At 42.1% G+C, this 19,337-nt stretch carries 15 protein-coding genes; 2 read left to right on the forward strand and 13 right to left on the reverse strand.

What is annotated here, in order from left to right:
• Positions 1-184 precede the first annotated feature (184 nt).
• Positions 185-1,162, reverse strand: coding sequence for a threo-3-hydroxy-L-aspartate ammonia-lyase (locus tag A4S05_RS05610; protein ID WP_069068847.1), 978 nt, complete (start codon positions 1,160-1,162; stop codon positions 185-187).
• A gap of 207 nt (positions 1,163-1,369) precedes the next feature.
• On the opposite strand from A4S05_RS05610, the gene A4S05_RS05615 reads away from it, so the two are divergent.
• On the forward strand, positions 1,370-2,182 hold the full coding sequence (locus tag A4S05_RS05615; protein ID WP_069068848.1) for an SDR family NAD(P)-dependent oxidoreductase: 813 nt from the start codon (positions 1,370-1,372) through the stop codon (positions 2,180-2,182).
• Between the two features lie 333 nt (positions 2,183-2,515).
• Positions 2,516-2,716, forward strand: a complete 201-nt coding sequence (locus tag A4S05_RS05620; protein WP_069068849.1) for a heavy-metal-associated domain-containing protein — start codon at positions 2,516-2,518, stop codon at positions 2,714-2,716.
• 267 nt (positions 2,717-2,983) lie between these two features.
• Here the strand turns inward: A4S05_RS05620 and A4S05_RS05625 are convergent, their stop codons facing one another.
• The 12 genes from A4S05_RS05625 to scyF form a co-directional block, all read right to left on the reverse strand.
• Positions 2,984-3,946, reverse strand: coding sequence for a hypothetical protein (locus tag A4S05_RS05625; protein WP_069068850.1), 963 nt, complete (start codon positions 3,944-3,946; stop codon positions 2,984-2,986).
• Between the two features lie 245 nt (positions 3,947-4,191).
• Positions 4,192-5,292, reverse strand: coding sequence for a 3-deoxy-7-phosphoheptulonate synthase (gene aroF, locus A4S05_RS05630; protein WP_069068851.1), 1,101 nt, complete (start codon positions 5,290-5,292; stop codon positions 4,192-4,194).
• A 235-nt stretch (positions 5,293-5,527) separates the two neighbouring features.
• Complete coding sequence (gene trpD / locus A4S05_RS05635; RefSeq protein ID WP_069068852.1) at positions 5,528-6,640, reverse strand: anthranilate phosphoribosyltransferase; 1,113 nt, start codon at positions 6,638-6,640, stop codon at positions 5,528-5,530.
• 108 nt (positions 6,641-6,748) lie between these two features.
• Positions 6,749-7,978 (reverse strand): tryptophan synthase subunit beta, encoded by a 1,230-nt coding sequence (gene trpB, locus A4S05_RS05640; protein WP_084226996.1) that lies wholly within the window; start codon positions 7,976-7,978, stop codon positions 6,749-6,751.
• A gap of 441 nt (positions 7,979-8,419) precedes the next feature.
• On the reverse strand, positions 8,420-9,247 hold the full coding sequence (trpA, locus tag A4S05_RS05650; protein WP_069068854.1) for a tryptophan synthase subunit alpha: 828 nt from the start codon (positions 9,245-9,247) through the stop codon (positions 8,420-8,422).
• A gap of 370 nt (positions 9,248-9,617) precedes the next feature.
• Positions 9,618-10,448, reverse strand: coding sequence for an indole-3-glycerol phosphate synthase TrpC (gene trpC, locus A4S05_RS05660; RefSeq protein WP_069068855.1), 831 nt, complete (start codon positions 10,446-10,448; stop codon positions 9,618-9,620).
• A 166-nt stretch (positions 10,449-10,614) separates the two neighbouring features.
• Entirely contained in the window at positions 10,615-12,819 is a 2,205-nt protein-coding gene (locus tag A4S05_RS05665) for an anthranilate synthase (RefSeq protein ID WP_069068856.1), read from the reverse strand.
• A gap of 605 nt (positions 12,820-13,424) precedes the next feature.
• Positions 13,425-14,609, reverse strand: a complete 1,185-nt coding sequence (locus tag A4S05_RS05670; RefSeq protein ID WP_069068857.1) for a 3-dehydroquinate synthase — start codon at positions 14,607-14,609, stop codon at positions 13,425-13,427.
• The gene (locus tag A4S05_RS05675; protein ID WP_069068858.1) at positions 14,606-15,250 is read right to left on the reverse strand and encodes a DsbA family oxidoreductase; all 645 of its coding nucleotides are present in this window, start codon (positions 15,248-15,250) and stop codon (positions 14,606-14,608) included. The genes A4S05_RS05670 and A4S05_RS05675 overlap by 4 nt, the downstream gene beginning before the upstream one ends.
• 110 nt (positions 15,251-15,360) lie before the next feature.
• A complete protein-coding gene (gene tyrA, locus A4S05_RS05680; protein ID WP_141699651.1) occupies positions 15,361-16,536 on the reverse strand; it encodes a bifunctional chorismate mutase/prephenate dehydrogenase in 1,176 nt (391 codons plus the stop codon).
• 43 nt (positions 16,537-16,579) lie between these two features.
• Positions 16,580-17,935, reverse strand: coding sequence for a glycosyltransferase family 4 protein (locus tag A4S05_RS05685; protein WP_069068859.1), 1,356 nt, complete (start codon positions 17,933-17,935; stop codon positions 16,580-16,582).
• Between the two features lie 157 nt (positions 17,936-18,092).
• A complete protein-coding gene (gene scyF / locus A4S05_RS05690) occupies positions 18,093-19,277 on the reverse strand; it encodes a scytonemin biosynthesis PEP-CTERM protein ScyF (protein ID WP_069068860.1) in 1,185 nt (394 codons plus the stop codon).
• Positions 19,278-19,337 lie beyond the last annotated feature (60 nt).

The raw sequence follows: 19,337 nt of genomic DNA on the forward strand, positions 1-19,337 counted from the left end.
GAGTGCTGAGTTGAAAGACCGCTCACACTTTTGCGGGTATCAACCTTCTCCTACATTAAAAGATTTCGTCCACTAGGGGCGGGGCTTTTACCATAGTGCAAAAGTACTGAGTATGATCGCTTGTTACTCAGCACTCAGCACTCAGCACTCAGGACTGAGTGTGGTCAATTGGGAATTTAACTTTTCAATCCAATCCCACAGAAAACAATTTACCAACTTGCGCTAAATCTACATTTCCACCGCTGATGATCACACCAATTTTCACCTCTGGTGCTGTCACCACACCTTCGAGTAAAGCTGCTGCGGCGAGTACTCCAGTGGGTTCAACGACAATTTTCAGCCGTTCCCATAAGAAAAACATGGTGCGAAGAATCGCTTCTTCAGATACCGTCACCATATCATCGACGTAATGCAGCACTAAGGGGAAAGTAATTTGACCAAGGCTAGCAGTCCTCGCACCATCAGCGATGGTATTAGGATTTTTGACTGTTTGCAGGGTTTTGGTGTGAAAGGAGCGGGTAGCATCGTCGGCAAGGGCTGGTTCTACGCCGATTACTTTACAATTGGGTAAAAGTGACTTGGTTGCGATCGCACATCCTGAAAGTAATCCACCACCACCACAACACACTAATAATAAGTCCAATTCACCAACTTCTTGAATTAGTTCTAAAGCAGTTGTCCCTTGTCCAGCGACTACATGAGGATGATCGTAAGGAGGAATAAGTGTCAAAGAGCGCTCATCTGCTAAATTTTGGGCTAATTCTTCCCGGTTTGTTTCTTGGCGATTGTATAAAATTATCTCTGCGCCATAGCCACGAGTGGCAGTTTGTTTGACAGCAGGTGCATCATCAGGCATGACAATGGTGGTGGGAATATTTAGGATTTTTCCAGCTAAGGCGATCGCTTGGGCATGATTTCCCGATGAATAGGTGAGAACACCTGTTTGCTTTTGTGCTACCGATAGTTGGGCTAGGGCGTTGTACGCACCTCGAAATTTAAATGCCCCCGTGCGTTGAAAGTTTTCGCATTTAAAGAATACTTGGCTATTGGTGCGATCGTTAACAATTGTAGAAGTTAGCACAGGCGTGCGGTGGGCAATTCCCAAAATTCGCTCTTGTGCTGCTTGCACGTCAGTTATAGTAACAGAATTATGCTGTGGCATTGATGATGAGATTAAATATTTTTGCTCTTGTTTATATAGATACAGATTTTTATATTTGCGCCTAATATGCTTAATCGAAGCATACTCAATTTCAGGTGGATAGCATCATTTATTGTCCGCATAAGAATAGCTACAGCAAACATTATATATTGCTGTAGCTAAATTTATGAAGCTTAAATTAATTATCACGTTAGGAATTTTCGTAACATGAATAAAACATCTGAAAGTCGGCAAAAAAAAACTGCTCTAATTACAGGGGCGGCTAGTGGAATAGGCTATCAATTAACCCAGATTTTTGCTCGTCATAGTTACAATCTTGTGTTAGTCGATAAGAATGAAGAAAAGCTTAACGAAATTATAAATGAATTCCCGCAAAAGTTTGGCATTTTTGTGAAAATTCTTACCAAGGATTTATCTATACCAACATCGCCAGAAGAAATTTTCACAGAACTACAGCAAGCATCGATCAAGATTGATGTGCTGGTTAACAATGCTGGCTTTGGTACTTATGGAGCATTTAGTGAAACAGACCTCAACCTTGAACTAAAAATGCTACAGGTAAATATGGTCAGCCTGACCCATTTAACTAAGTTATTCCTCAAGGATATGGTCGAGCAAGACTATGGAAAAATATTGAATGTTGCCTCAGCAGCCGCTTTTCAACCAGGGCCTCTAATGGCAGTTTATTTTGCTACAAAAGCTTATGTTTTATCATTTTCCGAAGCGATCGCTAATGAATTAGAGGGCACAGGTGTCAGCGTGACTGTTCTTTGTCCGGGGCCAACAGCATCAGAATTCCAACAAACTGCTGCAATGGAAGATTCCAAGATTGCAAACGTTAACAGAATGATGGATACGGCAACCGTTGCGAATATTGGTTATCGGGGCTTAATGAAAAATAAAATTGTTGTTGTTCCTGGGATGAGAAATAAGCTATTGACTGAAAGCGTAAGATTTACGCCCAGAAATTTAGTAACAAAGGTCGTGAGAAGTATGCACGAACTCAAAAAAAATAGGTAGTCTGATACTCTATAATATTTTCAATTAAATCACGGTAATCCCTTTCCTAAAAGCAACAAAGCTGAGTAAAGAGGGGAGGCATAGTGAGTAAATGACAGGGTTAAATGCCCTGTTTTCTAGTATTTAGATGATATCCTAGTGACTCTAAATTTCACTCTTCTAAAATGTTTCAATATCTGCCATAAGATAGCTGCTTTTTTGGATATATATATGCTGTGAAAGTTGGGCAGAAGTAGCTGGATATAAAAACATCACCATAGTAAGATGTGTACTCACTATCTCAACCGTTATTATATTTATTAAAGATAAATCCAAGATGTAAAGAGGCAAGTAATGGCAATTAAATTAAAAGTTACAAATATTAAAGGTGATGACTGTGCCAAGAATATAACTAAATCTATTCAGACTATGGAATCTGATGCCAAAATCGATGTGGACGTTAATGCAAAAACTGTAACTGTAGAAGCTGCGGCTTCTGAAGAGTCAATTAAACAGATAGTTCAATCTGCTGGTTATACTATCGAGGGCTATTAATTACATTTCTAAATTTCTGAGGAGATTTAGATGAAGTAATTTAGTTAGCACAATTGCTTAGTCATATATTCGCCCGGAAAACGGGCGGAATATTATTAATTACTCTACTTGATAAAGCATATTTTCCTCTTCTGACACGCTTGAACTATTTGGATTTATGCGGAATTATAAGCTGTAACAGATACATATCAAGACTGTAGTATTTTGAAAGTATTGCTGTTGCTTTGTTTGCTCTGACAAAATTGTTAAATTTTCTGGTAATCTTTTTCAAGAACGAATTAACATCGGGTCATAGATTTGACATTCTTGAACCCCATAACTGCCTAGAATTAAGCTAGCGTGTTCAAGCTCATTGTCTGTGCCACTAACGATGAGTATGTAATTGCCTTGCTCAATTTGCTCGTTGTAAAAGCGTGCCCAATCATCTGGTATTCCGAGCCTCATAGCGTCAAAACGCTCACTTACATTAACGTCTGTTGACCCAATCAATTGAGAAAAGTCTTTGCAAATTAAGGAAATCTGGTTTGCTGGAAAACCGGCGGTATACATATCGTTAATTGCCGCTTCAGCATTATCTAAGCTATTAAAGTAAGCGACAGCATATTTAGGTAAAATTCCGCTTTTATTAGGAATGGCAGGTGCAGAAGTTGTCGTGGTTAGATAATTTGTAGTTTTATGCTCATTGTTGAAATATTCATAAATGCCAAACTCTTCTATACCCCAACGTTGTAGGATTGCTTCTACTTTAGGAATTTCAGCAGGTGTACAATCTACGATTATGAAATAGTGTCCATGTTCTACTCGCTCGTTATATGCTTTAGCTTGTTCTTCCGATATTCCCCAACCAACTAGTGCGCCAGCAAAAGTTCCAGTAGCAGCACCAATACTTGCACCGACAAGGGTTGTAACTAAAGCAGTTGCCGCTGCGCCAGCTAGCATTATTGGCCCAACTCCAGGGATTGCTAAAGTACCAAGACCTACTAATAAACCAGTTAACCCACCAACAGCGCCCCCTGAAAGCCCTCCTACTGTTGCGCCTTCGTCAGCTTTATCACCAGTGCGCTCTTTAATTTCATCATTGGCAACCTCATGATTGCGGTCTGCATTCTGTACAACTACAGATACTTTCTCCATCAATAAGCCAGAATCTCTCAATTCATGTAGTGCCTGTTCTGCATCTCGACGATGAGTAAATACGCCTACAGCACGTTGATATTCACTTAAAACCATTATTACTCCTTGGTAGCAGGGGAAAATTAATTTCCCACAAATCTAGTTTTTCATTATCTGTAATCTTAAATACAACTTGATTTAACTCAAAACCATCCTAAGTAATAAAATTCATCAACTACCCCGCCCTCAGCATTAGCAGAGCGGGGTAGTTGATGAAAACCCGATCAACAGATTCTTTAAACGAAAGAATCCGTTGATCGGGTTTAGCCGTTTGCAAAAAATCGGTCAAGATTACGCTCTATCTACTTTGATAGTTCTGGTGTGAAGAGAATGCGGCTGTCATTAATGCGATCAAATGTAGGTGTAGACCAGCGATCGACTACTTTGCCTATAATTGACATTTCTTGAACTAAGCGGTCAAATTTATCAGGGGTGAGAGATTGAGGCCCATCGGATAAAGCTTTTGCGGGATTGGGGTGAACTTCAATCATTAAGGCATCTGTACCAGCTGCGATCGCAGCCATTGCCATTGATGGAACATATTCAGACCTACCCGTACCATGACTAGGATCAATCATAATCGGTAAATGGGTCAGCGATCGCAATACCGGAAGTACTGATAAATCTAAAGTATTGCGGGCATACTTACCATCAAAGGTTCTAATTCCCCGTTCACAAAGAATCACATTTGGGTTTCCAGATGCCAAAATATATTCTGCTGCCATCAACCACTCGTCAATTGTCGCAGACATCCCCCGCTTGAGTAGCACTGGTTTATCTTGAGCGCCTACCTTTTTCAATAGCGAGAAATTGTGCATATTCCGCGCTCCGATTTGGATTATGTCAGCTGTTCTCGCCACTGCTGATAAATCCGCAGCATCCATCAATTCTGTGACGATACCCAAACCAGTAGCTTCCCGCGCTGCTGCTAATAAATCTAAAGCGCTTTCACCATAACCTTGAAAGGCATAAGGTGAAGTGCGGGGTTTATAGGCTCCGCCACGCAGAAACTTTGCTCCGGCTGCCTTCACCCGCTTTGCTGTTTCGACAATCATCGCTTCATTTTCAACGGAACAAGGCCCAGCTACAACTACGATCGGGTGATGTTCGCCGAAATAGACATCACCGTTAGGTGTAGGTACAACAACTTCGCTGGCTTCTCCATGTCGGAATTCTCGACTTACCCGCTTGAAAGGTTGTTGCACTCGTAATACTTGCTCAATCCAAGGGCTGAATTCTTGAACCTGTAATTTATCGATGCTAGTGGTATCACCAATTAGCCCCAGTACAACTTTATGAGTGCCAACGCTTTTTTCTACCGTGACTTTCCAAGTCTCACTCAGTTCTTGGCTGATGCGAGTGATTTCCTCAACAGGTGTACCGCTTTTAAGTATGATAATCATCTGTTTTTCCTTGTGTAAGTAAGTTATTGGGTGTAATACAGTCCGTTCGTAGGACACAGCAATACTCTTTGGTGTCAACTTAAGCTCAAACGCTTATCCCACAGGCGTTTTACCCCACCCTAACCCTCCCCTTGGAAAGGGGAGGGAACAAGATTTTCCGGTTTCCCCCCTTTACAAGGGGGGATTAAGGGGGGTAGTTCGACTTGTGTGTACACTGAAACGAAGAGAGGTTTGTCTAATGCAAAAATTCCGCAAGTTGTTCTAGTTTTGTCCAAGCTGCGCCGCTTTGCAGAATTTCCTTCGCAAGAGTAATACCTTTAACACAACCGGCTAAAACATCCGTTTCTCCATGAATGGCTTCACCAACTTGGAGCGCTAGGGCTGTATTTAAAGCGACTACATCTTGCTGCGCTTGAGTGCCTTTACCTTGGAGAACTGCCTTCAAAATTTCCGCATTTTCTTCGACATCTCCACCGCGTAACGCCGCAGTGGGGGCAAAATTCAAACCAAGTTCTTGAGGATTCAGCGTTAGAGAACGGACTTTTTTATCTTGGAGTACAGCTAAGTCAGTGACATCTGCTAAACCAGCTTCATCTAAACGTTCCCGTCCATGAAGTGCGATCGCTTGTTGACATCCCAATTGCGATAAAGCTTGAGCGATTTCCTCTAGTAAAAGCGGATCGTTCACACCAATAATTTGCCCCGTTGGCCGCATGGGATTTACTAGCGGGCCGAGCAAATTAAAAACAGTCCGCACCTTCAAAGTTTTTCGCAAAGTTGCGATCGCTTTGAGTGCAGGATGCCAACCTGGAGCAAACAAAAAGGTGATTCCAACTTCACCTACTGCGGCTTGTACTTTTTCAGGAGTGGCGTTGAGATTTATCCCCAAAGCTTCCAGCACATCAGCGGAACCAGTCTTGCTAGATGCCGAACGATTGCCATGTTTGGCAACTTTTACCCCGGCGGCGGCAGCAACAAAGGCGACAGCAGTCGAAATGTTAAAAGTTGAAGCGCCATCTCCACCAGTTCCACAAGTGTCAATTAGAGGGATTGGGGACTGGGTACACTTCGACAAGCTCAGTGCATCGCTGGGGACTGGGGATTGGGATTGTAAGACCCTGGCCATGCCCACTAATTCTTCTGCGGATACACCTTTGGCTTGGATTGCGGCTAAAATTGCTCCTGATAGGACATGGGGAATGGCATCTGTGAGCCAACCTTGCATCAAATCTGTAGCTTGGGAAACCGTCAACGATTGCCGATTCAGCAATTGTTGTAATAACGCTGGCCAGTTGTAAAACTCAGGAGTAACGGGGATTTCAGGTGGAATTTGAGTTAAAGCGATCATAATTAGTCATTGGTCATTGGACTAGTTCTGAATGGAGAATAAGTTTGTAGTAAGGACTTTAGTCCTGAATTTTTAAGCACTAAAGTGCTTACTAGAAACTCTGAACCATTAAGGAATAAGGACTTTGGCGACGGTTTGCACATCTTTGTCACCTCTACCGGAGCAATTGATGACAATGCGGGGACTACCTTTTAACTGAGGACAAAGGGTTTCGAGATATGCGATCGCATGAGCAGTTTCCAAAGCTGGGATAATTCCTTCTAGTTGCGAAAGTCTTTGGAATGCATCTAACGCCTGTTTATCGGTGACGCTGTAGTATTCGGCGCGACCAAGATCCTTTAAATAACTATGCTCAGGGCCAACACCGGGATAGTCTAATCCGGCACTTATTGAATGGGCTTCGATGACTTGACCATCATCATCTTGCAGTAAATAGCTCATTGCACCATGCAACACACCTATTTTTCCTTTTGTCAAGGTAGCAGCGTGTTTTTCTGTATCTACACCTTCACCCGCCGCTTCGACTCCAATTAAACGCACCGAAGTTTCATGGACAAATTCATTGAATAAGCCGATCGCATTGGAACCTCCACCCACGCAAGCTAGTAGAATATCTGGTAATCCTCCCCATTTCTCCTGGGATTGAGCGCGGGTTTCTACACCAATTACCGCGTGGAAGTCACGGACAATCATCGGGTAAGGATGAGGGCCTGCAACAGAACCGAGGATGTAATGGGTTGTTTCTACATTTGTCACCCAATCCCGAATTGCTTCGGAAGTTGCATCCTTGAGAGTTCCCGTACCTGCCTCCACTGGACGAACTTCTGCACCCATTAATTTCATGCGGAAGACATTCAGCGATTGGCGTTCCATATCGTGGATGCCCATGTAAATCACGCATTTCAAACCAAACCGCGCACATACGGTTGCAGTCGCTACGCCGTGTTGTCCTGCACCCGTCTCGGCAATAATCCGTTGCTTACCCATGCGTTTAGCTAGCAACACCTGAGCTAAAGCATTATTAATTTTGTGAGCGCCTGTATGATTTAAATCCTCACGCTTTAAATAAATTTGCGGCCCAGTGCCATCTGGTCTAGCGTAGTTTGTTGTCAGGCGTTCCGCAAAATATAATGGGCTGGGTCGTCCTACGTAATCACGGAGTAAGTTTTGCAGTTCTGCTTGGAAACTCGGCTCGTTGCGATATTGATGGAAGGCTGCTTCTAACTCACTTAATGCAGGCATTAAGGTTTCGGGGACGTATTTACCGCCAAATCTTCCAAATCTGCCTAAAGAATCTGGTTGGATAGTTGCAGTTTTGATGTCTTGTATGCTTACCACTGGTTAAAATCCTTTTATGTTGAAATATATTTTTGAGAACTGAATATAGCGGTTCTCGGTTGAGTGAGGTAAAGGAACCCCACCCTAGGGTTTACCCCCCTTAATCCCCCCTTGCAAAGGGGGGAAAAAGAAATCCAGTTCTCTCCCTCTTGCAAAGGGGGGAAAAAGAAATCCAGTTCTCTCCCTCTTGCAAAGGGGTGAAAAAGAAATCCAGTTCCCTCCCCTTTCCAAGGGGGGAAAAAGAAATCCAGTTCTCTCCCTCTTGCAAAGGGGGAAAAAGAAATCCAGTTCTCTCCCTCTTGCAAAGGGGTGAAAAAGAAATTCAGTTCCCTCCCCTTTCCAAGGGGAGGGTTAGGGTGGGGTAAAACCTTGGGTTTTTCAGCTATTTCAGACTTGTGTTTACACCGTAGGTTCTTCGAGAAGGGACTATGATGTACCTTTTTACTTAGCGGAACCAACTTTTTGTAGGGATACTGGGGTAATTGCTGCTTTGAGTTCCCGACAAAATTTTTCTACAGCTTGCAATCCTTCAGTTGGAGTACCTTCAGATAAACGTTTGACGAAGGCACTACCAACAATCACCGCATCTGCTCCCCATTCCATAACTTGATGCGCTTGTTCTGGTGCTGAGATGCCAAAACCAACGCCGATAGGTTTATCGGTGACGCTTCGCAAGTCGGTAATTAAATCTTTTACGCGGTCTTGGATTTGAGCGCGAATACCTGTAACTCCGGTGACGCTTACTAGATAGATAAAACCTTGAGATTGACGAGCGATCGCTAAAATCCTATCTTTAGAACTAGTAGGAGCTACAAGTAAAATTACCTCAATTCCAAAAGATGCAGCAGTCTGGATTAATTCTTCTGCTTCTTCTAAGGGTAAGTCTGGCACTACCAACCCTTGCACCCCAGCCGCAGCAATTTTGAGCAAAAATGACTTAATACCCCGGTGCAAAATGGGATTGTAATAAGTAAATAGAATTATTGGCGCTTTCAGGGTAGGAGTTACAGCTTCTAACATCTCTAGCACTTGCTCTAATTTCGTGCCTTTTTGCAAAGCGCGAGTTGCTGCTGCTTGAATCACAGGCCCATCTGCGAGAGGATCGGAGTAGGGAATGCCCAACTCGATAAAGTCAGCACCGTTGCGATCTAAGATACGTAAAGCCTCGGCAGTGGTTTTTAAGTTAGGATCGCCTGCTGTGATAAAGGGGATTAAAGCACACTGTTGGCGATCGCGTAAAGTCTGAAAATGAGCGGAGATAGAAGTCATGCAGAAAAATAGTTAATGATTGGTTAATAGTTCTGAAATAATCAACACTTAGCAATTAGCGATACCCACGCTAAATTTTTTGTTAACGAGTCTTTGATACTCGTGAATGAGTCTTTTAGCTCCGTTAACGAGTCTTTGATACTCGTGAATGAGTCTTTTAGCTCCGTTAACGAGTCTTTGATACTCGTGAATGAGTCTTTTAGCTTCGTTAACGAGTCTTTTATCTCCGTGAATGAGTCTTTTAGCTCCGTTAACGAGTCTTTGATACTCGTGAATGAGGCTTTTATCTCCGTTAATGAGTCTTTTATCTCCATTAATGAGTCTTTTAGCTCCGTTAACGAGTATCAGAGCTTCATTTTTTAGGTTTACCTCAGCACTCAGCACTCAAAAGACTACGTACAGCTTGTTCTACATCGCTTTGTTTAACTAAAGACTCTCCAACCAAAACCGCACGAACACCAGCTTCAGCAACAAAAGACAAATCAGCAGGTGTATAAAGTCCAGACTCACTAACGACGGTGATATCTAAACTTTGCAAATATTGCTGGCGCTGTGTTAAAAGTTGCTGTGTTATTCCTAAATCAACGGTAAAATTTTCTAAATTGCGATTGTTGATTCCTACTAAATGTAAATCGTCAAGCTTAAGCACTCGATCCAGTTCAGCTAAGGTATGGACTTCTACCAGTGCATTCATGCCCAAATAGTGAATCAGTGGCAAAAAGCTTTGAAGTTCTTGGTCTGATAATATAGCGGCAATCAACAAAACTGCATCTGCGCCTGCTGTCCGTGCTAAATAAATTTGATAGGGGTCAATGATGAACTCCTTGCACAGTAGGGGTAATGCAACTTGTTGACGGATACCACGCAGATTATCAAAACTGCCCTGAAAAAACTTATGATCAGTGAGGACTGATAGACAAGCTGCACCACCTCGTTCATAAGCTTGAGCGATCGCTACAGGGTCAAAATCTGCCCGAATAATGCCACGGCTAGGTGATGCCTTTTTTACCTCAGCAATTAAGCTAGGTTGCTGAGGATTTTGTTGTAAAGCAGTCAAGAAATTTCTGACAGTTGGAGCCGCAATTAATTGCTGTTGCAAATCAGTTAAAGAAAATTCCTGCTGCATCTGTGCAACTTCTTGCCTTTTATGCAACACAATCTCTTCAAGAATATGGCGAGAAGTCGTAACTTGGTTAATCATAAAATGCTTGAGTGAATGGGAAAATAATTAATTATTCTCGTTCCTAGATGGAATCTGGGAATGCATACAATACGGTTTAGAGACGCGATAAATATACAAGACGCGATAAATCGCCGTCTCTACAAGTATTGGGAATGCATGGGAACGAGGCACTTTTGACAAATGACTAATGACCAATGACTAATGACTCTTCAACCTGAGTATATGCCCGCACCACATTTTTAATGATTTCCAGACCGACTTCTCCGGCTAAAGTCATAATTGATTCTGGATGAAACTGAACGGCGGCGATGGGAAGTGTCTGATGTTCAATGCCCATAATTACGTCGTCATCAGAAATCGCTGTCACCTTCAGTTCTTTTGGCAAATGCTGCGGTAGGGCAAATAATGAGTGATATCTACCGACTGTGAAGGATTCCGGTAAATTTTTGAAGGTGACAGAATCGGAATCAGTAACGAAAATCCGTGAAGATTTACCATGTTGAGGATAGTTGAGGACTCCCAATTCTCCACCAAAAGCTTCAACGATGCTTTGCAGTCCTAGACAAACTCCGAAAATAGGAATTTGGCGATAAAGAAGGGCGCCGATAGTTTCCGAAACTCCAAAATCACTTGGTCTACCAGGGCCGGGAGATAATACAACTAAGTCAGGGCGTTCTGTGTCGAATAGTGAATCAGAAAAACCGTGACGTAATGTAGTGACGCTTGCACCAGTTTGGCGAATGTAATTAGCTAATGTATGAACAAATGAGTCTTCATAATCTATTAGTAAGATACGTTTGCCATCTGCTGCACTGGGGAAGATTTTAGTTAATTTTATGGAACTGGATTCATCAATTTTCTGACTCGTTTGCTTAACACGGCGAATAGTTTCAAATAAAGCAGCAGCTTTGGTAATGGTTTCTTGTTCTTCTGCTTGGGGTATGGAGTCATAAAGGACAGTCGCACCAACTCGCACTTCGGCGATGCAGTCTTTTAATCGAATTGTCCGCAGAATTAATCCAGTATTCAAATTGCCATTGAAATTTAAATAGCCGACTGCTCCACCATACCAACGGCGGGCGCTACGTTCATGCTGTTCAATAAAATCTATGGCGGCTTTTTTGGGTGCGCCGGTGACTGTAACCGCCCAAGTGTGGGAAAGAAAGGCATCTAAAGCATCAAATTGCGATCGCAATATACCTTCAACATGATCCACTGTATGGATCAGGTGGCTGTATAATTCAATTTGGCGACGACCAATCACTTGTACTGAACCAGGTTCGCAGATTCGGGATTTGTCATTGCGATCGACATCAGTACACATCGTCAACTCAGCTTCATCTTTGTGGGAGTTGAGTAAATGACGAATTTGCACCGCATCGTCAAGAGCATCTAATCCCCGGCTAATAGTGCCACTAATGGGACAAGTTTCTACCCGCTTCCCTTCAACTCGCACAAACATTTCTGGAGATGCACCAATCAAATATTCTCCACCTAAATTAAAAATAAACCCATAAGGACTAGGATTTATATCCTTTAAAGTTTCAAATAGTTTGCTAGGTTCATCTTCATAGTCTTCAAAAAAGTTTTGACTAGGAACAACTTCAAATAAATCGCCTCGGCGGAAATAATCGAGTGCAGCCTCAACTTTTTTGGCATACTCGCCTACTTTATGATCAGCAGTTTGATTCGGGAGAAGATGTTTTCCGCGATAATCAACAGACTCACCTGTTCGAGGCAAATTCTTCGTGTTGCCATGCGCTGTTTTAAAATCATATTGCAAACGAAAAGCCCGTTGCTGATAATAGTCAACAACTATTAATTCATCTGGTAGATAAAGTACTAAATCACGCTGATCTGTAGGACGTTCCAGAAGTTGAGTAATTGGTTCAAACTGAAAAACTAAGTCATAACCAAACGCGCCATACAATCCTAAATGCTCGTCTTCTTGACTAGAAAAAGTGTGTAGAATTTCGCGGACAACAGTAAATGCTGAAGGTTGCTTACTGCGTTCTTCTTCAGTAAATAATCTTTTTGTAGATTTAACGAAGCCAACAATATTGTTATTATCTAGAGTAACTTTCTCAAGTTGTATTGAGTTAGATAAGCACTCTAAAAGTAATGGTAGAAGTACTTGACCACGTTCATTTAACGCTATCAAATTAAAAGCATTTTCCTGCGTAGTCAATTCCAGTGGAGGATTGACAAATCCAATCGCCCATCTTTTGTATCTGCCTGGATATTCGTAGCTGCTTCTTAGTAAGCCTCCCCGCTGAGAATTTAAATGGAACAGAATATCTTCAAGGGCAGTATCCATTTTCACTTCGGTGATGTAGCGAGAAACAGTTACACCGCCAAGGGTTTTATAAGAACGAGAATCAAAAATCATAGGTAATTTCTCACTAATTGTCATTTGTCATTGGTCATTGGTCATTATTAGTAGTTGTTTGTAGATATGACGATGCTATCTGAGTTGTGAAGATTAAATAATCGCCTTATACCAATTTAATGTGAAGTTGCATATATCTTGATCCCCCTAAATCCCCCTTAAAAAGGGGGACTTCGATGGATGTTTTTCCGGTTTCCCCCTTAATAAGGGGGGCTAGGGGGGATCGAATTCTATGCAGCTTCATAAAAAATTGGTATTATCTACTAGAGGCTTTGCCGACGCGAAGTGTATCGTAGAGAAAAAAGAATATTTATGAATGCTATGAATAACTAACTTAGATTGATATCAATCTAAATCAACCTATTTTAATCTGCGGATGATTTGTAAAAAATGGAACTAAAAACTTTTTGCTTCTTATTTAAGAGTACTAGATATCAAGCAGATAATACATTGAATAATTTTTCGATTGGGTGTCAATTTATTCGCTTTTTATACTGCTTATCTAGTACTTTTCCGAATAACGCTGTTTGAAATTCTTCGCCTCCCTCAAAAGTAGTAGATCATCTCATTTAACCTCTGCATTTCTCTGCGTTTAAAATCCAATCCTAAAATTCCCTCAACAACGATATTGCTTCCCTATACAACAACAAATTCACCTCATGAACCTCAATTCCTTTCCCAATCTCTTGTAACAACATTAAAGTCAATTCTCCCCCCAAATGTTCGCGGAATTCAGTTAAACCCCGGAACAAACAATCAGGATGTTCCAATTGTGATAAATTCTGGGCTAGTTCTGGCACATACAACATGAAACCCAACGCCGATAAAGTATTTAATATTCGTTGCCATTCTGAGCAATCAAGCAATCCTAATAAATAAGAATAGGTGCTATCCAAAGCAATACCGATCGCAACTGCTTCGCCATGACGCAAGCGATAATTAGTCAAATGCTCCAGTTTATGAGCCGCCCAATGTCCAAAATCCAGGGGACGAGACGAACCCATTTCAAAAGCATCGCCGCTATTGGCAATATGTTCTAGGTGCAACTGGGCGCAACGATAGATAACCTGTTGCATGGTATCCATATCTCGCCGCGCCAGGGCTGCGCTGTGAGAGTAAATATAATCAAAAAAGTTCGCATCCTTAATCAGCGCCACTTTGACGGCTTCTGCAATCCCAGAACGCCAATCGCGATCGTCTAAAGTTGTCAAGAACGCAGAATCATTTATAACAGCATAAGGTGGCGCAAATGTGCCAAGAAAGTTCTTTTTACCAAAGGCGTTGATGCCGTTTTTTACGCCAACCCCGGAATCATTTTGCGCTAATACCGTTGTCGGAATCCGAATCAGGCGAATTCCCCGGTGAGCAGTTGCAGCCGCGTATCCTACCAAATCCAACATCGCCCCGCCCCCGATCGCTAATATGTAAGAATGGCGACATAATCCGGCTGTTTCAATCTGTTGGTGGATTTGATCTACTAAAGTGCGATCGTTTTTGGCAGCTTCTCCTCCCGAAATTATCATGGGTTCAGCTGCGATCGCTAGCACCTCTGCATAAAACTTGGTATACGCGACTAATTGCTTCACCAATTCCGGTTGAAACTTTAATATTCCTGCATCTACCACTGCAACTATTTTCTTTGGTTTAGTCTCCCCATCTGCTGTAACCACTTGCGCTAGCGTCGGGTTTTTCAACTCAAATAAATTTTGAGTGAAGTAAACCTCGTAGTTGAAAGTAACCGCAACACGTTGATGAATTAATCTACTTTTTTGCTTGATGTCAACTATCATATTTTTGCAGGTATATCTAAAAGTGCAGCACGATTCAAAGTTTCAAGGAACACCTCTACCGAGTGAGAACCATTTACCTTGACTTGATTATTCATGATGAAAAACGGCACGCTGTTAATGCCATTTAACCGAGCAAATGTTGATTCAGCAACAACTGCATCACTCACAGCATGATTATTTAATTGCAACTTTAATTCGCCAGCATCCATCTGATATGCTGTACCGATGACAACAATAACGTTAATATCTCCGAGGTTCAAACCGTCTTCAAAGTAAGCTTTATAAATAGCTTCTACAACATTGTTTTTTATGCTTGTGGGTGCAAGTGCAATCAGTTGATGAGAAAGCTTAGTATTGACAGCCAAACGAACTTTTTCAAAATCTAGCTTAACTCCAGCCGCCTCACCCGCGCGTTGCGTATAATCAAACATCTGTTGCAATTCTTCCGCTTTCATGCCTTTTCTATTTTGCATAAAGCTACGAAATTCATAACCTTCAGCAGGAACGTTATTATCCAAAAGAAAAGGATGCCATCGGATATGCACTTCTTGTTCTTGCCATTGTGCCAGTGCATCAAACAGATGTTTTTTCCCAATTCTGCACCAAGGGCAAACGGTATCGTGAAAGATATCTATCAGCATATTTTTTGTTACTCAAATGCTAATATTTGTGTGCATCTGTGGTTTCACAAGAAAGAATTCAGGAATCAGGAACCAGAATGGGCTAAACCTTAGCTATCCGCTAACAGAATTTAATTCTGTGCTACTGGTGGATAAATAAATTGGTTCAAGTTTCCTGCGCTCTTAATTCTGACTCCTGTTAGCGGTAGCGGGGCGTTTAGCCCATTCTGATTTCTGAATTCTTCTTCAAAATCTCGCTGGAGAGCCGTTGTGTGTAAAGGCTGGAGAAAAGTGTTAATTTTTTCTTCCAAAAAGCTTTGGGTATTTTCAAATTCTTTAATTAACGCGTCTCTATCTTTCCTTGCCACCAGTTTCGCTAATCGGCTGTAAGTATTAGCTAAAAAACTAATAGCATTACATCTTTCTTCGGTAGCCAGCATAATATCAACACACAAATTAGGATTTTGAGAAAACAAACGTTTAACAATATCAATTTCTTGACGATAGTTAGCAGTTGACATTGTTAAACTCTGCTCTATGTCCACTCTTGTTTGTGCTAAGAAAACGCCCAGACTAAATCTACAAAAATGCTGCGTTGCTTGAATAATCACCATCATTTTATCGTGTTCTTCAGGCGTGCAAAAAACTAATTCACTACCTTTACTTTTAAGAAAGTCTAATAACCATTGAAATGAATCATCGTTCCGACCTGGACACACTACCACTTTTTGTCCCAAAAACGATTTTATATTTGGCCCAAACATTGGATGTAAACCCATGACTGGGCCAGAATGATGTTCGAGCATTGCCTGAGTTGGCTGAGTCTTAATACTCGTGATGTCACAGAAAGCTGTAGTTGGATTAAGATATTTTGCTGCCCGCTTGATAACATCAACCGTATGTTCAATGGGAACGCTGACTAATACTAATTCTGCCTGACTTAACAGTTTTTCTGCGTATTCCCAATCTTCATGTTCGAGAATGCTAACATTATGACCTACTAGCGAAAGCTGCTCTTTGAATAATCTTCCCATCCTACCGCGTCCACCGATGATGGTAATTTGTCGGGGGCTGACATGATTTGTGGCAGATTTAGGAATCAGAGTAGCGTGACAACTCTTCAGCACAGCAACCCAAATAGACTCAGGAATACCAGCTTGAGCGAGTAAGGGAGCGACATCAGCCAGTTGTTCATCTAAAGAAGGTTGTTCTGATGCTGCTAATAATGATATGCGATCGCTAAGTAAGGCGATTAAGCTTTGATCAGTTTTTTTCAGATGCTCAGAATAAGAGGATTTCAAAGGCATTTTTCCTATCCCCAATTTTCAAATATCAAACCGCTTCGCGGAGTCATTTGTCATTTGTCATTGGGCTTTGAGATACCACGCTCATAAGGGGCGAGGTATGTAGCAAAAACCCTTTATCAACAAGTGATTCCTTGGAACTCATTTCGGGTAATATATCCAGAGTCGGTGTTTTTTTTGCGATCGCATCATAAAATAACTCTTCATACCGATCTAGTGCTTGTTCAAAGGAATAGTTTTCTACCGCAAACTTTCTTCCTTTACGACCTAATTTTGCTGCTAATTTCGGCTGATTATATAAATCCAGCACCGCCGCAGCCAAAGCATCTGCTGACTCTGGCTCAACGATAACGCCGCCGCCACTTTCTTTGATAGCTTTCGCAGCAGTCCCAGTAGCGGGAACTGAACCCACAATTGGGCGGCCACTAGCTAACAACAGTGGGATTTTAGAAGGCATATTGAAGGAAATCACATTGCACTTTTGCACAATTAACCCCACATCTGCGGCTGCTAACATTTGCGGTAGTTTTTCTCGCGCTTGCAACGGTAGCAGCAAAACGTTATCTGCACCACAAGCAAGACAATGTTTCTGCAACCTTTCGAGGGCTTGGGATTCACCGGCTATAACAAAGACAATTTTTTTGAGATGACGCAACCGAACTGCTGCTTCTATTACTGTTTCTAAACCTTGAGTGAGAGCAATATTACCTGAATAAAGCGCTACAAATTTCCCATCGAGTTGATGAGTAGTTCTCCAAGAGTTATTCTCCTTTGGTAAAGGGCGAATAAAATTTAAATTTACCCAATTGGGAATGCAAGCAATTTTATTAGCAGGTACACCTTTATTGATTAAATTATCTACAAAGCCATCGGCAATTACGCTAATAGTATGTGCAGTTCGGTAGGCAAATTTTTCTAAAGCTTCCAGAGCTTTAATCATCAACTTATTCTTAATTAGCCCAACACGCACAGCAGCTTCCGGGAGAATATCTTGCACATTCAGCACTACTGGGCAATTGTATAGCCAACCTATCAAAGTTGCAGGTAAACAAACTAGTAGCGGCGGTACTGTTAAGAGAATTACATCAGGTCGTTCGCCCTTGAGGGCTTGTGGCAAACTTGTAAAAACAAAGCTCAACTCTAGCAGTAGCCGGTCTAAGAGGTTAGGTTTAGACTTAATTCGCAGGTAGCTACGCTGAATTTTGACACCGTTTTTCTGTTCAGTAACGTATAACTTACCCCGATATCCGTCGTAAATCTGACGCTGAGGATAGTTAGGCATACCTGTAATTACCCGCACTTGATGCCCCCGCTTTACTAGCCCTTCTGCTAGTTCAGTCATCAAAGGTGCAATACCAATTGGTTCTGGATGATAATTGTATGAATAAATCAGAATGTGCATGAAATGTTAATGTCCTGGAAGCACCTTGATTTTGTAATTCGTAATTCGTAATTACAATTAGCCAGTAGCGAAGCGTAACGCACCTAAATTATGGAGATGGTGCGTTAGCCAAGGGCATAACGCACCCTACGAAACTACAAAACTCTTTAATTACGAATTAGTAATTCTTTAAATTAAAGGCTGGCTTTTGTTGTCCACGTTTCCGCAATGTGATAGTAGCAGCCCCAAGTCCGAGCAATGCTAAACCCAATGCTGAACTAGGCTCCGGTACTTGCTTTCTGCCTTCTACGTTTAAAACTTGGACGCGACCTTGAAAGAAATCGCCCACATACAGCTTGTCATCTTTGAGGGTTGTGCCACCCGTCCAGTTAAATCTGCCGGGAGTGAGGTCGAGGGGGTTGCCAAAAGGAGGGCCAGTGAATGCTGGAGGCGGTACAGGATTACCTGATGCATCGCGGGCATTTTCACCGAAGGAAGTCAAGAAGTTACCGTTTTTATCAAACACCTGAACGCGGCTGTTGATAGAATCAGCTACATAAATATTCTCTTCTTCGTCCACTTCGATGCCAATTGGCTGAAGAAACTGTCCCAGTTCGCTACCTACTGAACCAAATGCCAACAAAGGATTACCATTTGGATCAAGTACTTGAACGCGGTTGTTATACTGGTCAGCTACAAAGATATTTCCACTAACTGGAGAAATTCTGACACCTGCTACACCTTGGAATTCCCCAGGTGCAGTGCCTCTGGTACCACCAATGACACCAAGTTGCTGTCCGTCTGATGTATATTTAAGAATCCTTTCGCCGTTAAAATCACCAACGTACACGTTGCCATCTTTGTCAAATGTCAAACCAGATGGCCCAAAGAATAATCTACCCTCTACCAAAGGGGTAAATGCTCCATTTGCAAAGGATCTAATAAAGTTACCCTGAGAATCGAATTGATTGATGCGGTTGTTGTAAACATCACCCGAATACAGATCCCCTGTTACTGGATTAAAGTCTACAGTTGTTGGCTCGTCAAACTGTCCGGGCCCTGTGCCGCCGGAGCCAATTGCTCCTATATACTGACCGCTAGGATTAAATATTTCAATTTTGTTACCGAGGTCGTAGTTAGGAGTACCATCTGCGGGGTTAATACCGCGTCCGTTAGCTATGAGGGTATTCCCTTGGCTATCCACCGCTATCCCTTGGGGAACAAAAAGTTCTCCAGGGCCGAAGCCGGGGCTACCAATACTTCTGTCGTAAGTTAATGTTACAGCTTTGGCTTGAGCCGCTGTTGCTAACACGGTGAATCCAGTACCGAGAATAGCAAGTGACAAATTTTTGACTAATCCCATGAGTTTGAAGTCCTGGTTGTATGAGTGTATACTCTTTCCTAGACTAATTTCGTTCCCAGT

It is taken from the genome of Nostoc sp. KVJ20 (genome assembly GCF_001712795.1).
Classification (GTDB): domain Bacteria; phylum Cyanobacteriota; class Cyanobacteriia; order Cyanobacteriales; family Nostocaceae; genus Nostoc.